This window comes from Streptomyces caniferus, assembly GCF_009811555.1.
GTDB lineage: Bacteria > Actinomycetota > Actinomycetes > Streptomycetales > Streptomycetaceae > Streptomyces > Streptomyces caniferus.
On record NZ_BLIN01000007.1, the window covers coordinates 128,478 to 142,786 of the forward strand.

Annotated in this window: 16 protein-coding genes; 10 read left to right on the forward strand and 6 right to left on the reverse strand. The window is 74.5% G+C overall.

The features are described from left to right. Window positions 1-2 precede the first annotated feature (2 nt). A complete protein-coding gene (locus Scani_RS38720) occupies window positions 3-1,007 on the reverse strand; it encodes a PP2C family protein-serine/threonine phosphatase (protein ID WP_159482877.1) in 1,005 nt (334 codons plus the stop codon). A 339-nt stretch (window positions 1,008-1,346) separates the two neighbouring features. Between Scani_RS38720 and Scani_RS38725 the strand changes: the two genes are divergently transcribed. The 4 genes from Scani_RS38725 (at window position 1,347) to Scani_RS38740 (ending at window position 4,638) form a co-directional block, all read left to right on the forward strand. Then, a complete protein-coding gene (locus Scani_RS38725) occupies window positions 1,347-2,408 on the forward strand; it encodes an NAD-dependent epimerase/dehydratase family protein (protein ID WP_159482719.1) in 1,062 nt (353 codons plus the stop codon). 99 nt (window positions 2,409-2,507) lie between these two features. Further along, window positions 2,508-3,227 (forward strand): glycosyltransferase family 2 protein, encoded by a 720-nt coding sequence (locus Scani_RS38730; RefSeq protein WP_246296512.1) that lies wholly within the window; start codon window positions 2,508-2,510, stop codon window positions 3,225-3,227. Continuing rightward, complete coding sequence (locus Scani_RS38735; protein WP_159482720.1) at window positions 3,224-3,892, forward strand: TIGR04282 family arsenosugar biosynthesis glycosyltransferase; 669 nt, start codon at window positions 3,224-3,226, stop codon at window positions 3,890-3,892. The genes Scani_RS38730 and Scani_RS38735 overlap by 4 nt, the downstream gene beginning before the upstream one ends. Beyond that, a complete protein-coding gene (locus Scani_RS38740; RefSeq protein ID WP_159482721.1) occupies window positions 3,889-4,638 on the forward strand; it encodes a methyltransferase domain-containing protein in 750 nt (249 codons plus the stop codon). The genes Scani_RS38735 and Scani_RS38740 overlap by 4 nt, the downstream gene beginning before the upstream one ends. Here Scani_RS38740 and Scani_RS38745 read toward each other — a convergent pair. Then, complete coding sequence (locus Scani_RS38745; RefSeq protein ID WP_174872856.1) at window positions 4,569-5,111, reverse strand: hypothetical protein; 543 nt, start codon at window positions 5,109-5,111, stop codon at window positions 4,569-4,571. The genes Scani_RS38740 and Scani_RS38745 overlap by 70 nt on opposite strands. A gap of 95 nt (window positions 5,112-5,206) precedes the next feature. Next, window positions 5,207-6,499 carry a molybdopterin-dependent oxidoreductase gene (locus Scani_RS38750; RefSeq protein WP_159482722.1) on the reverse strand — a complete coding sequence of 431 codons (1,293 nt, stop codon included), beginning with the start codon at window positions 6,497-6,499 and terminating at the stop codon, window positions 5,207-5,209. Between the two features lie 248 nt (window positions 6,500-6,747). On the opposite strand from Scani_RS38750, the gene Scani_RS38755 reads away from it, so the two are divergent. Further along, on the forward strand, window positions 6,748-8,238 hold the full coding sequence (locus tag Scani_RS38755; RefSeq protein WP_159482723.1) for a hypothetical protein: 1,491 nt from the start codon (window positions 6,748-6,750) through the stop codon (window positions 8,236-8,238). Window positions 8,239-8,262: 24 nt separating this feature from the next. Here the strand turns inward: Scani_RS38755 and Scani_RS38760 are convergent, their stop codons facing one another. Further along, window positions 8,263-8,514, reverse strand: a complete 252-nt coding sequence (locus Scani_RS38760; protein WP_246296513.1) for a hypothetical protein — start codon at window positions 8,512-8,514, stop codon at window positions 8,263-8,265. Window positions 8,515-8,683: 169 nt separating this feature from the next. Between Scani_RS38760 and Scani_RS38765 the strand changes: the two genes are divergently transcribed. Beyond that, window positions 8,684-9,223, forward strand: a complete 540-nt coding sequence (locus tag Scani_RS38765) for a MarR family winged helix-turn-helix transcriptional regulator (RefSeq protein WP_159482724.1) — start codon at window positions 8,684-8,686, stop codon at window positions 9,221-9,223. Window positions 9,224-9,260: 37 nt separating this feature from the next. Here the strand turns inward: Scani_RS38765 and Scani_RS38770 are convergent, their stop codons facing one another. Further along, entirely contained in the window at window positions 9,261-10,454 is a 1,194-nt protein-coding gene (locus Scani_RS38770) for a serine hydrolase domain-containing protein (RefSeq protein ID WP_159482725.1), read from the reverse strand. A gap of 227 nt (window positions 10,455-10,681) precedes the next feature. Between Scani_RS38770 and Scani_RS38775 the strand changes: the two genes are divergently transcribed. The 4 genes from Scani_RS38775 to Scani_RS38790 all read left to right on the forward strand — a co-directional run bounded on the left by Scani_RS38775 (window position 10,682) and on the right by Scani_RS38790 (window position 13,193). Then, window positions 10,682-11,425, forward strand: a complete 744-nt coding sequence (locus Scani_RS38775) for an isochorismatase family protein (protein WP_159482726.1) — start codon at window positions 10,682-10,684, stop codon at window positions 11,423-11,425. Window positions 11,426-11,487: 62 nt separating this feature from the next. After that, window positions 11,488-11,871: a VOC family protein gene (locus tag Scani_RS38780; RefSeq protein ID WP_159482727.1), complete on the forward strand. Its 384-nt coding sequence runs from the start codon at window positions 11,488-11,490 to the stop codon at window positions 11,869-11,871. A gap of 149 nt (window positions 11,872-12,020) precedes the next feature. Further along, complete coding sequence (locus tag Scani_RS38785) at window positions 12,021-12,404, forward strand: hypothetical protein (protein ID WP_159482728.1); 384 nt, start codon at window positions 12,021-12,023, stop codon at window positions 12,402-12,404. Window positions 12,405-12,638: 234 nt separating this feature from the next. Continuing rightward, window positions 12,639-13,193 carry an ATP-binding protein gene (locus tag Scani_RS38790; protein ID WP_159482729.1) on the forward strand — a complete coding sequence of 185 codons (555 nt, stop codon included), beginning with the start codon at window positions 12,639-12,641 and terminating at the stop codon, window positions 13,191-13,193. Between the two features lie 71 nt (window positions 13,194-13,264). On the opposite strand, the gene Scani_RS38795 is transcribed toward Scani_RS38790, so the two are convergent. After that, window positions 13,265-14,167: a class I SAM-dependent methyltransferase gene (locus tag Scani_RS38795; RefSeq protein ID WP_159482730.1), complete on the reverse strand. Its 903-nt coding sequence runs from the start codon at window positions 14,165-14,167 to the stop codon at window positions 13,265-13,267. Between the last annotated feature and the right edge of the window lie 142 nt (window positions 14,168-14,309).

The following is a 14,309-nucleotide window of genomic DNA, read 5'->3' on the forward strand; positions in this document are numbered from 1 at the left end:
GTTCAGCAGGCCCCGCGGTAGCGGACCAGCAGCATCGCCGCATCGTCGTGCAGCGGCCCCTCGACATGCTCGACCAGGTCCTCGCGCACGGCGCGCAGCGCGGTCTCCGGGTCGGGGTCCTTGAGCAGCGCGGCGCGTTCGTCGAGGGGGTAGAAGCGGTCCGCCGCATCGCGGGCCTCGGTGACGCCGTCGGTGTAGAAGAGGAGCTGATCGCCGGGTGCGAACGGCACCTCGTAGGGGGCCGGCGCCCCGGCGTCGTGCAGGCTGAGGCCGAGCGGCAGGGCGCGGTCCGGCGGTGCGGCGAAGGCCACCGAGCCGGTGGGGCGGACGACCAGCGGCGCCGGGTGACCGAAGTTCAGCAGCGTGGCGTGCGGGCCGTCACCGATCTCGGCGAGCACCGCCGTGACGAACCGTTCGCCGGACAGATGGCGGTTCAGCGCCCGCTCGACCCGCTCGCCGACGGCCGGCAGGTCCGGTTCGTCGTGCGCCGCCTCCCGGAAGGCGCCGAGCACCACCGCCGCGCTCTCCACGGCCTCCAGGCCCTTGCCCTGCACATCGCCGACGATGATCCGCACCCCGGCGGGCGAGGTCACCACCTCGTACAGATCGCCGCCTATCCGGGCCTCGGCCACCGCCGAGGTGTACGAGACCGCGATCCGCAGCGGCCCGGCGCCGCGCGGCACCGGGCGCAGCAGGACCCGCTGGGCGACCTCGGCGATGGAGCGGACGCTGGCCAGCTCCGCCTCGCGTCGCTGCCGCATCACCGCGGCGACCACCCCGGCCGCGGTCACCCCGGCCACCGACAGCAGCGCGGTCAGCCCGCGCCGGCTCTCGAACAGGCCGTTGTAGACCCCCAGGCCGAGGCAGAGCACAAAGGCCGTCAGCCCGACCACGGCGGTCCGCCGCCAGCCGCCGACCAGCCCGGCGAACGCCGGTCCCAGCGACACCAGCGGCAGGAACCCGACCTCCGGGCCCGCGGTGAGGTCGACCGTGGTGACCACGGCCATCACCGCATAGGGAAGCGCGGGCAGCACCCGGGAGCCGGTGCGCTGCTCCCCGTTGTCCACGGCCAAGGTGTTCTCCGACGGTGTCAGGTGAAGTGAGCGGGCAAGGTCGGGCACGGAGGCCGTCGGCCGTCGGAGTGTCCGAAAGCGGCCCCCCGACCCCCGACCTGAGCATATGCAACATATGCCGTACCGAAATACCTCGAATGCGCCCTGTTACCGAATCGCAGTGGCCCGGGGGGCCGGGCAGCGGCCGTGCGGAGGGGCCGCGGATCTTACGGACCCATGACACGACGGCTCGTGCGCGCGTCGGAACGCCCTGTCCCGCTTAGCGTGACCGGCATGCGTGTACTGGTCACCGGCGGCGCCGGATTCATCGGATCGCAGGTCGTCGAGGCGCTCACGGCGCGCGGGCACGAGCCTGTCGTGCTCGACGCCCTGCTGCCCTCGGCACACCCCGAGCCCCCGCCGCCGCGCCCGGGGGAGCGGCGCATCGTCGCCGACGTACGGGACCGCGCGGCGGTCGACGAGGCCCTGCGGGGCGTGCGGGCGGTCTGCCACCAGGCGGCGATGGTGGGCCTCGGCAAGGACTTCGCGGACGCGCCCGACTACGTCGGCTGCAACGACCTGGGCACCGCGGTGCTGCTGGCCGCGATGGCCGAGGCCGGGGTGCGCGAGCTGGTGCTCGCCGGGTCGATGGTGGTCTACGGGGAGGGCCGTTACGCCTGCCCCCGTCACGGGGTGGTGCGGCCCGGTCCGCGGGCGGTGGCCGAACTGGACGCCGGACAATTCGAGCCACGCTGCCCGCACTGCGGCGCCGCGCTGTTGCCGGGGCTGGTCGGCGAGGACGCGCCCACCGATCCGCGCAACGTCTACGCGGCCACCAAGCTCACCCAGGAACATCTGGCCGCCTCCTGGGCCCGCGCCACCGGCGGCCGGGCCGTCGCGCTGCGCTACCACAACGTCTACGGGCCCGGGATGCCGCGTGACACCCCGTACGCAGGGGTGGCCTCGTTCTTCCGCTCGGCGCTGGCCCGCGGTCAGGCCCCGACGGTCTACGAAGACGGCGGCCAGCGGCGGGACTTCGTCCATGTGCGCGACGTCGCCACGGCCAATGCGGTCGCCCTGCACGCCCTGCCGGACCGGCCCGCCGGCACCCTGACCGCGTACAACACCGGCAGCGGAGTGCCGCACACCGTCGGCGAGATGGCGCGGACCCTGGCCGAGGCGTGCGGCGGACCGGCGCCCGTGGTCACGGGGGAGTACCGGCTCGGCGACGTACGGCACATCACCGCCTCCTCGCAGCGGATCGCCGACGAGCTCGGCTGGCGGGCGGCGACCGGATTCGAGGAAGGCATGCGGGAGTTCGCCCGGGAGGGGATGCGGGCGGCGCCGACGGGGTGACCCACGGCAACGCCGCCCCTCCCGCCCCCGCGCCCCCACGCAAACCTGAACACCCCTTCCCTCCTCTCCCTCCTCCGCTTCTGATGCATAGGTGACGGCGTGACCCACTCTCCTCCTCCCGCTCCCCGACCCGCCTCGGTGGATGTCGTCCTGCCCTGCCTCGACGAGGCCGCCGCCCTGCCCTGGGTGCTGGCGCGGATCCCGGCCGGCTGGCGGGCGATCGTCGTCGACAACGGCTCCACCGACGGCTCCGCCGGGATCGCCCGCGGCCTGGGCGCCACCGTGGTGCACGAACCGCGCCGCGGGTTCGGCGCCGCCTGCCATGCCGGACTGCTGGCCGCCGACGCCGACATCGTCTGCTTCTGCGACTGCGACGCCTCCCTCGACCCCGCGCTGCTCACCCCGTTCGTCCGCGCCGTCCACGACGGCGACAGCGATCTGGTGCTGGGCCGCCGCCGTCCCCAAGGGCGCGGCGCCTGGCCGCCGCACGCCCGGCTCGGCAACCTCGCCCTCGCCCGGATGCTGCGCCGCCGTACCGGACTGCGACTGCACGACCTCGGCCCGCTGCGCGCCGCCCGGCGCACCGCGCTGCTCGGCCTCGGCCTCACCGACCGCCGCAGCGGCTACCCCCTGCAGATGGTCGTCCGGGCCGCCGACGCGGGCTGGCGGGTCGAGGAACGCGATGTGCCCTACCGGCCGCGCACCGGCCGGTCCAAGGTCACCGGCACCTGGCGCGGCACCTGGCACGCGGTGCGCGACATGCGCGACGTCCTGAACCAGCCGCCGCAGGCGTCCCGTACGGAGGAGACCGCCCGATGACCGAGCCCGCAGACCGGCCGGCATGTCCGGGGCCGACGACCGTCCTGGTCATCGCCAAGGAACCGGTGCCCGGCCGGGTCAAGACCCGCCTCACCCCGCCCTTCACCCCCGACGAGGCCGCCCAGTTGGCCGAGGCCGCGCTGTACGACACCCTCCGGGCCGTACGGGCGATGCCCGCGCGGCGGCGGGTGGTCGTCCTCGACGGCCGGCCGGGCGCCTGGCTGCCGGACGGCTTCGACGTCCGGCCGCAGTGCACAGGCGGCCTCGACGAGCGGCTCGCCGCGGCCTTCGCCGGCAGCGCGGGCCCGACCCTCCTCATCGGAATGGACACCCCGCAGATCACTCCTCGACTCCTCGCCCCCGCACTGGACGCCGGTGCCTGGGACGACTGCGACGCCTGGTTCGGTGCGGCCGAGGACGGCGGCTTCTGGGCGCTCGGTTTGGCCGACCCCGACCCCCGGCTGCTGCGCGGCGTCCCCATGTCCACCGGCCGCACCGGCGCCGTCCAGCGCGCGCGGCTGACCGCGGCCGGGCTCCGGGTGCGGGACCTGCCGCCCTTGCGGGACGTCGACACCGCCGACGATGCGGAGCGGGTCGCGGCCGCGGCCCCCGCCGGACGGTTCGCCGCCACCCTCGCCCGCCTGACCCCGGTCACCGGCCGATGAGCACCGCCACGCCGCCCACGGCACGGACCGACCGGCACGACACCGTCACCTGGGGCGCGGACCCGTACGCCGATGCGCTCCGCAGCGGCCGCGGCCCGCTCTTCCTGCGGCGCAGCGACGGCTGGCTGCTGCCGCTGGAGGTCGAGCGCTGGTGCGCCGGAGCGGACGCCGCCGATCTGTCGGCGCTGCGCCGCTGCGAGGGCGCCGTGCTCGACATCGGCTGCGGTCCCGGCCGGCTGGTCGCCGCGCTCGCCGCACAGGGCCGGCGGGCGCTCGGTATCGACGTCAGCTCGGCCGCGGTGGCCCGCACCGCGGCGACCGGCGGCTCCGCGCTGCACCGCTCGGTCTTCGACTCCCTTCCGGGGGAGGGCAGTTGGGGTACCGCGCTGCTCCTCGACGGCAACATCGGCATCGGCGGCGACCCGTACGCCCTGCTCACCCGCACCGCGGAACTGGTCGTCCGGCACGGTCTGCTGATCGTGGAGACCACCCCGGCGGACGTCGACGAACAGGTCCAGGTCCGGGTCGAGCGGGGGTACCACCCCGCGTCCGGTGCCGCGGGCGCACCGGGCGAGCCGTTCCCCTGGGCCCGGGTCGGCGCCGCCGCGCTGCTGCGCTACGCGGCGGCCGCCGACTGGACCCCCGTCGAGCAGTGGACCGTCACGGGCCGGCCCGATCAGGCGCCCGGCGCCACCCGCTGCTTCGTCTCGCTGCGCCGCCGGGGTGTCCCGCACATCCGCAGCTGAACCGTGCGCCCCAGCAGCCACAGGGCGGACAGTGCGCACAGCCCGGCGGTGACCAGCAGCCAGCGGGTCAGGAAGACCCCGCCGGGCAGCCGCGTCGTGGCCTCGTAGTGCGCCGCCGACGCACCGCCCGCCGAACCGGCGATCAGCGGGAACCACACCAGCAGCAGCAGCCCGGACAGCGCGGCGGGCACCCGGACGTACGCGGTCCGGGCCCGCCGGCCGGTCGCCGCCGCGGCGCGGACCAGCGCACGGTCGGCGAGCGCGTACAGCGGCAGCAGCACCAGATCGTGCAGCAGCGCCGCCCCGGCGAACCAGGCGAGCACCAGCGGCCACTGCCCGCCGGCCAGCAGCCGCACCCCCGCGTAGCCGGTGAGGGCGAACGAGGCGAGCATCAGCAGCAGATGCAGTGGTCCCTCGCCGTAGCGGCGGGGGAGGCGTACTGCTCCGAACGCCCGCACCACACGTCTGCGCAAGGATGGCCGGTCCCTCCGGGCCGCCCCTCCGCGCACGGCAGGTCGCCTGGTCCGCGCCGCCCGATCCGGCACCGCCGGTTGCCTCCTGCGCACCGTCACCACTCCCCGAACGTCAGTCGCGCGACCCACTTGGTCTGGAGCACCCCGGGAGCCGCCGGGACGATGATCCGCGCCGGATAGCCATGGTCGGGGGAGAGTTCGGCGCCGCCCACCCGCAGCGCGAGCAGCGACCGCGGATCGCGCACCTGGTTGTCGCGCAGCGCGGCCCGGCGGAACGCGCCGTGCAACTGGAGCGACTCGACCAGCACACCGGGCGGCCGGTCACCGAGCCCCACCAGCGCGGCGAGGTCCCGCAGCCGCACCCCGCTCCACTGCTGGTCGCCCGTCGACCAGCCCTCGACACAGGCGATCGGCAGCGCCGCTGTGTGCTGGGGCAGCGCCAGCAGCTCGGCGCGGCCGATCCGCACCCGCCGGCCGCCGCCCTCGACCGTCAACCGCCAGTCCTCCCCCGTCTCCCGGGTCCGGATGCCGACGGCCGCGGCGGTCTTGTTGATCTGGAAGCCGTTCGGGCCGCTGTCCGGCTCCCGGCCACCGTGCGGCGCCAGCAGGGCCGTCCGCCGCCACCAGCCGCCGAGGCTCTGCCCGGCGGTCGTCGTGAACAGCAGCAGCGAACCGGCGCCGACCAGCCCCAGCGCTCCCCGCCGGGTCATGGTCGGCCGGTCCGGCCGGGCCGCCACCAGCCCGGTGTCATCGGCCGCCGCATCCGGGTCGGTGCGCTCGCGCAACGCCCGTACGGTCCGCGGCAGTCGCAGCACCACATGCACGGCGAACGCCCCCATGAACACCCACGCGCCGTAGAAGTGCAGCGGATAGAACGACCCGGGGAAGACGTACTCCAGCTGGACGTTGAGGATGCCGGTGACGAACTCGAAGAGCGCTCCGCCGACCAGCAACAGCAGCGAGAGCCGCTCCAGCGCATGGCCGGGGGACCGGGCCGGCGGCAGGGTGAAGAGCTTCGGGATCACCGACCACAACTTCGCCAGCAGGACGGGCACCAGCGCGATCCCGACGGTGACGTGCAGTCCCTGGGTGAGCCGGTAGAGCCAGGTGGGGCCGGTCGGCCAGCTGAAGAGGTAGAAGCCCAGCAGGCCCTTGTCGGGCGTCTTGTCGTTGACACCGCCGGCCAGATCCGGGTTGTACGCGGCGTACGACAGCAGACCGGTGACGAACAGCAGCGTGATCCCGGCCAGCAGGACGATGCCGAGCAGCGCGGTCAGCCGCGGACCGCGCAGCGGGCTGCGCCAGGGGGACGGCGATGCCGAAGAAGGGGGAGGGGAGGCGGAAGGGAGCGGAGAAGGGGAGGAGGGGCGAGGGGGAGGGGCACTCATGGTGTGTCCTTGGCGATCGACGCAGCGAAGGCCCGACCGCCGGGGCCAGTTCGGCGGCCGGACCGGAGGGGCCCGGCTTCGACGGTATGCCGCGACCGGTGCGCCGAGGGGGCCGTGACGCATGACGAAACTCTGACGTCGGGGGCCGGCGCACCCTTCGCCGGCCGGGCCCCGGGGAAATCTGACGGAACGGTGACGCCGCTGCCGTCGAACGGCCGTTGCGGCCGGCCGACGCCTAGCGTGCCGCTGTGACCTCCCGTGCGACCTCCCGAGAAGCCTCCCGCCCGGCCTCCCCTCCGGCCCCCGCAGAACGTGCCGCAGAACGTGCCGCAGAACGTGCCGCAGAACGCACCGAAGAACGCACCGCGGGCCGCCTCGATCTGGCGGCCGTCGCGGGCGGCGCCCTCCTCGTCACGGTCGCCGCGCTGGTCGGCACCGCCATCGAGCGCGCCGACGGCAGCCTGCACGTCAACTGGCCTCCGCTGTACGCCTCGTGGTTCCCGCACCTGGGCCCCGGCACCCCCGCCGCGCTCGCGGTCGCCGTCGTGGTGACCGTCCACGGGCCGTCCCTCGCGGCCCGGTTGCCCTGGCGCCGCCTCGTCCTCACGGGCTGGGCCGCCGCCCTGGCCTGGACGGGGTCGCTGGCGCTGGTAGACGGCTGGCGGACCGGTATCGCGAACCGGCTCACCACCGCGTACGAGTACCTCACCGTCATCCGCCGCTTCGACGACCTCGGGCCGGCGCTGCGCGACTTCACCCATCACATCCTCAACAACGCGCCGGACCACTGGCCCGCCCACGTCGCCGGGCATCCACCGGCCGCCGTCCTCACCTTCGTCGGCCTGGACCGCATCGGTCTGGGCGGTGGCGGCTGGGCCGGCCTCTGGTGCATCACGGCCGGCACCTCCGCCGTGGCCGCGGTCCTCATCGGGCTGCGCGCCCTCACCGACGAGGCCACCGCCCGCCGGGCCGCCCCGTTCCTCGTACTGACCCCGGCCGCCGTCTGGATGGGCACCTCGGCGGACGGCTACTTCGCGGCCGTCGCCGCCTGGTCCCTGGCGCCGCTCGCCCTCGCCGCCACCGGCCGCGCCCTCCCCCGGCGATCGCCGGGAGGCGCCCCCATGCGGGCCGCCGCCGCCTTGGCCTCCGGCCTCCTCTTCGGTCTGACCTGTTACCTCTCCTACGGCCTCACCCTGATCGCGCTGATCGCCGCGGCGATCCTGCTGCTCACCCGCACCGTGCGCCCGCTGCCCCTCCTGGCGGCCGGGGCACTGGCCGTCGCCGCCGTGTTCACCCTCGCCGGATTCAGCTGGTGGGAGGGGTACCGGCTCCTGGTCGAGCGCTACTACCAGGGCGCCGCGGCGGTGCGCCCGTACGCCTACTGGGTGTGGGGCAACCTCGCCTGCACCGTCCTGATCACCGGCCCGGCGACGGTGGCCGCGCTGCGCCGCACGCTCGCGGCGGCCCCCGCCGCCCTGCGCGGGCTCCGCCCGTCCACCGGGCCGCTGCGTGCCCCCTCCGGCCGGCTGGTCGTCCTCGTCACGGCCGTACTGCTCGCCGTGCTGGTCGCCGACCTCTCCGGGATGAGCAAGGCGGAGACCGAACGCATCTGGCTGCCGTTCGCCGTCTGGCTGCCGGCGGCCTGCGCCCTGCTGCCCGCCCACCGGCACCGCGCTTGGCTGGCCGCCCAGGCCGCACTGGCCCTCCTGGTCAACCACCTTTTGTACACCGGATGGTGACGGTGTTTCAGGAGGGGGTGCGAGTCAGGCCAGGTAGGGTCGGGTCGAGTTGACCCGGCCGGGGCGCAGGATGCGGATCGGGCCGAGGTTGCACGACGGGCAGTCGGTGAGGGTCAGCGGCGAGCGGACCCGGGCACCGCGGGCGAAGTAGTCGGCGCGCCGGTGGCCGGCCAGATCCGTGGTGTGCCGGATCTCGTACTCCTCCTCCCAGCCGTGTCCACAGTGCAGACAGACGAATGAATAGGCCTCGTGAACCGTCTCGGTGTCCCGTTCCATGGTCATCACGCCCTCTCGGGCCCGCCGCGCTCGCGCCGGGCCGGATGCATGCCGCACCTCCCATTATTGCGCTCGGCAAGGGGGTTCGCGGGCCCGGATCCCCGTCCCCGCGATGACCTTGGGAAGGGCCCGCCACCAGGCACGATGCCGCAGCCGGTATAAAGGCGCCATGGGGCACGACGCGCAGCGCGCACCGCGGCAGGCCGGGTCGGCCGCGCCCGGCGAGGATCTCGATCATGATGTCGAGGAGGTCATCGCCGCGGTGCTGACCGCCTCCCGGCTGCTGGTCGGGATCTCCGCCCGCGCGCTCGGCCGGACAGCGCCCTCGCTCACCCTGCCCCAGCTGCGGGCCCTGGTGGTGCTGGACGGCCGGGGCCCGGTCAAACTCGCCGCACTGGCCGGGGCGCTGGGCGTCAACCCGTCCACCGCGATGCGGATGGTCGACCGGCTGGAGGCGGCGGGCAGCGTCACCCGGCAGACCAACCCCGGCAACCGCCGCGAGGTCGTACTGACCCTGACGGAGGAGGGCCGCCGTCTCGTCGAGCGGGTGCTGGCCGGCCGGCACACGGAGATCGCCGAGATCGTGGCCCGGCTTCCGGCCGCCCAGCGTGCCGGGCTCATCGACTCGTTGCGCGCCCTCACCGACGCGGCGGGCGAGCCGCCCGTGGCCCCACGGCCGGCCCCGCCGCCCGAGGCTGCCGCTCCCTGAGCCGCCCTCTGGTGAGCGCCGCCCAAGGAGCCGCCCCTCACCTCCGGGTCTCCTCCAGTGCCCGGTAGACCGCCCGGACCAGGCCGCGGTTGCGCGGGTCGTCGCCCGTCGTGCCACCGCCGTACTTGTTCATGGTGTACGCGTAGGACAGCCGGTTCTCCGGATCGGCGAAGGCGTAGGAGCCGCCCGCGCCACCGTGCCCGAACGCCCCGGGATTGGGCCCCGCCTGGCCCTCGTGGTTGAGCATGTAGCCCAGGCCCCAGCGGTGTTCGCGGCCCGCCGGGGCGAGCGCATCGATCGTCAGATCACGCTCGCCCGGCCGGCTCTGCGACCGGCGCATCGCCTCCAGGGTGCCGGGACCGACGAGCTTGCCGCCCGCCAGCGCGCCGTACACGGTCGCCAGCCCATGGGCGCTGGCGTGGGCGTTGCCCGCCGGGATCTCGGCCGACCGGTAGGCGGCGCTGTTGACATCGCCGGTGGGGATGGACGTCAGCGCCAGCATCACCACGGCCAGCGGATGGTCGGACAGCGCGCGGAACGGCGGCGTGGGCGCGCCGGGGAACTGCTCGGCGAGCCGTGCCGCGTCCAGCTGCCCGACCATGTCCGCACAGCGGGCGTGCTCCTCGGCGGGGGTGCCGATGAACACCCCCGCGTCCAGCGGCCCGGTGATCTCACTGCGCAGGAACGCGCCGAGGGACTGTCCGGTGACCCGCCGTACGACCTCGCCCACCAGGTATCCGAACGTCACCGCGTGGTAGCCCTGCGCGGTGCCCGGCTCCCACCACGGCGGGGTCGCCGCGAGGGTGGCGCACACGGCGTCCCAGTCGTAGGCGTACCCCGCGGGGAGCGGCTCACGGGGCGCGATCAGACCGGCGCGGTGGCTGAGCAGCCAGCGCACGGGTATGTCCTGCTTCCCGGCCTGCCCGAACTCGGGCCAGTAGCGCACCACCGGCGCATCGAGGTCCAACTCGCCCCGGTCCACGAGGAGATGGGCGCACAGGGCGGTCATCCCCTTGGACGTCGAGTAGACATTGACGAGGGTGTCGCGCTCCCAGGCGCGGGTCCCGGCGGCGTCCGCGCGGCCGCCCCACAGGTCGACCACCGCCTCGCCCTCCACGGTCACCGTGACCGCCGCGCCGATGTCGCCGTGCTCGCTGAAGTTCCGCTCGAACGCCTCCCGTACGCCGGTGAAGCCCGGTGCGCAGCGGCCGTCGACGATGGCTGGTCCCATGAGTGGCTCTCCTCGCGTCGTCCGTGTCCGGTGGTCCCCGTACTGCCGTGCTCCCGTGCTGTCCGTGCTCCCGTACGCGCGTACGCGCGTACGGCGTCCCGTACCGGATGATCCGTCCAGGCCGATGCCCATGGCAACGATGTGGGTCCGGACGGCGCAGCGGCGCGTGTCCGGATTCCGCCCCCTGCCGGTGATCACCGGCCCGCCCGGACCGCACCATGGTCATCATGACTGCGACCGAGCCCGCGACCGCCGGAACCGCCCAGACGGAGACCGGGACCGAGATCGAGACGGCCTCCGATGCCGGTACCGCCCCCGGCCCTGGCCCCGGGACCGGGAGTGCGCCCGGGGCCCCGGCAGGACCGGTCCGCCCCGTCGAGGCCCTGCTGCTCGTCGATCTCCAGTCGGCCTTCGTCGCGGGCGGCGAGGCGGTGCCCGACGCGGCGCGGGTGCTCGACCGGAGCCGTGCCCTGCTCGCCCGGGCCCGTGCCGCGGGGGCCCTCGTCGTCCATCTGCAGAACGACGGCGCTCCCGGAACCGTCGACGAGCCGCATACGCCCGGCTGGCGGCTCCACCTCCCCGTGGCGCCCGGGCCCCGCGAGACCGTGGTCCGCAAGACCGGGGACGACGGCTTCGACGGCACCCCGCTCGGCGCCCTGCTCACCGACGCGGGCGTCGAGGCGCTGACGCTCTGCGGGGTGCTCTCCGAGATGTGCGTGAGCGCCACCGCCCGCACCGCCCTGGCCCGCGACTTCCGGGTCGTCCTGCCGCACGACGCACACGCCACCTACGACGTGCCGGCGGCGCCCGGCATCGGCGAGAGCGTGCCGGCCGCCCTGGCCTCCCGTGCGGCGGAGTGGGCCCTGGGCGACGATGTCGAGATCGTCGCGCGTGCCGCCGAGGTCACCTTCACCGCCGCCCGACCCGGTTGCGGGACCGGTTCCCGGGCCGGATCCCGTACCGAGCGATGAATCCGGCCCCCGGACGCGGTCTGTCCCACCGAACCCGAAGACCACGCAACCCGGAGGACACCATGTCTGCCACCCCGCGCCCGGCCCCTGCCGCCGTCCAGCCGGTGATCGTCACCCCCGACCTCGACCGTCTGCAGGCCTTCTACACCGGATTGCTGGGCGCCGAGGAGTTCACCCGGGTGCCCGAGGAGGGCCCGGTCTTCTTCGTCGGGCTGCGGCTCGACGGCTCGGAGCTGGGCCTCGTGGCCGACCCGGGCGTCGCGACCGGCACCCCGACCCGGATCCTGCTGAGCTTCGCCGTCGCGGACGTCGACGCGCTGCTGGACCGGGTCGAGCCGCTCGGCGGCACGGTGCGCGGCCCCGCCAACGACATGCCCTGGGGCATGCGGGTCGCCCATGTCCAGGATCCGGACGGCAACGCGGTCAACCTCACCCAACCGGTCTGAGGGCCGCACCCGGCGGGCGACCGGCTCCCGGGCGCGGGGGCGGTGCCCGTGTACCTGCGTCCCGCGGCCTCCGGTCGCACACACCGGTCCGCCGGGCGAGCCTGGAAGCGTTCGGCTCCCGGAGGACGGCCGCAGAGGAAGGTCCCACAGTGAACAGCGCGAAACCGGCAGACACGCAGCACGTATCGGCCGAGGTGGTGGTGGAGCTGGAGAGCTGCGCGACGCAGGACGCGCATGCCGTCTTCAGCGCGCTGCGCACCTCCTTCAGCTCCGACCGGGCCCCGGACGACGTACCCGAAGAGGTCGCCGGGGCGGGCTCGACCGTGTGGACCTCGACCTTCGACGTGAGCGACCTGAAGTCCGCGGCCGAGCCCCGCCGGCTCAGCGCCCCGGTCATGGTCAGCCTCCAAGGCGGCTACTGGGCCGTCGACCAGCTCTGCAAGGGCCTGGAATCCGCGTTCACGGTGCACCTCCTCGGCACGGCCGCCGGCGACCAGGAGAAGGAAGTCGAGCTCCGGCTGGAGTCCCGCTAGCGGGCCACGCCCCGCAGTCGTTCCCGCACGTCAACGGCGCGGAGCAGCGCCCGGCCCCGGCCCCGGACCGCCCGGCGGCCGGGGGCTTTGGGGGTCCAAGATCTGTTGCGGAACCCGCCTCCCCGGGTCACCATGAAAAATGACCCATACGTGATAAATGCTCACTCTTCGTGTTTCGGGGTTCGTTGGTCCAACGAGGTGAAGGGCGTGAGCCTCGCGGTGAGGAGCCACGACATGACACTTCCCGGCGACCGGCACTACACGGTCGAACTGCATGCTTCGGCGGAGCGGGTGCCGCAGATCCGGCGGATCCTTGCCGCGCACCTGCGGTACTGGGATCTCGAACTGCATATCCCGCCCGTGTGCCGGGGAGTGGCGGAACTCCTGACCAACGTCCATCGCCATATCGGCCCGGACGCCCGGTGCGTCGTCGAACTCCGCTGGAGCGGCCGTCACCTCACCGCGTCCGTCGCCGACGGGGGCCCGCGACTGCCGAAACTGCGCTCCGCCGCCTGCGGCGGACTCTCCACCGTGGCGGCGCTCAGCGACAGTTGGGGCACCTGCGGCACCCCGGACGGCAAGGTCATCTGGTTCACCCGCCGGGTCGAGGCGACCCGCAGCTCCCGGCTGACGAGTCGCACTCCGCTGCGCAGCGTGCCCGACGCGAAGGGCCAGCCGGTGGTGCCTCCCGCGGTACCGGTCGAGCCGCTCGTCGAGCCGGTGCCGGAAGCCGCCGCGGAGGTCACCGCCGGGGCCGCGCCGGCCGCATCAGAGGTGTCCTTCGCCTGATGCGCCGTCAATGAAGGCACGAGGCGTGGCCGCCCGCCCTGCCACGCCTCGCTGCACGGAAGGTGATCGACTCACCGGCGTCGCCCGGTCACCAGCCACGCCGCGCAGCCGAGCGAGACACCGCCCGGGCCATGGTGCTCGGCCATCGCGCGACGGAGCGCGGCGCGCGCCGCGCCCCGCGCTTCCCCGCTCGCCCCGGCCAGCACCGCACGCCAGTCCGGAATGCCGAGCTGATGGGCCGTCGCGTCGTCCGGATCGGCCCCCATCCACATCGGCTCGTCGACGGGGCCGACGGAGATCTCGTCGAAACCGGCGCCGTCCAGCAGCTTCCTGATCCGGTCGGCGTCGGCGAGCGAGAACGAGCCCGGGGTGCCCGGCGCATCGAGGTCCGGCGGCTGCGCATACGGGGCGATGGCGCCGGCCGGCACGGTCAGATACGCGTTCTCCCTCAGCCGCCGCCAGCACAGGAACGCCAGCCGGCCGCCCGGGCGAAGGGCGTGTGCGATATTGCCGAAGGCTGCCTCCGGGGCAGCGAAGAACATCACGCCGAAGCGGCTGAGCGCGACATCGAAGGCGCCCCTCCCGAAACGGTGGACCTGCGCGTCCGCCTGCTCGAACGTCACCTGTCGCAGGCCCGCCGCGGTGGCGCGCTGCCGGGCCGTGCTCAGCTGTTGTCCCGACAGGTCGACGCCGAGCACCGATCCGTCCGTGGCGACCCGTGCCGCCGCCAGGCTGGTACCGCCGTTGCCGCATCCGACGTCCAGCACCCGGCTGCCGGCCCGTAAACCGGCCGCGGCCATGAGATGGGGGGTGAGGTGCCGGTATCGCGCCTCGTAGCGTTCCCGCTCCTCGGCCCAGTACTTCCCCTCCTCACCGTCCCACGCCTCCGCCTGCCGGGCGTTGCCCGTAGCGATGCTCCCCTTCGGCCGCGCCCTGCCCCTGCCGCCCGCGCGCTGATTTCCGCTCTGCGCCATCAGATGCCCCTTATACGAAAAATTCCCTGCCCGCTGCTGTGCGGCTCCCCGGCCCGGGAGTTCGTCGCGCGTACCGCGATGTGTCACACCTGGGACACCCCCCCTTCCCCGGGCCTCGTTCCTCTTGGAACACTCTGCTGAC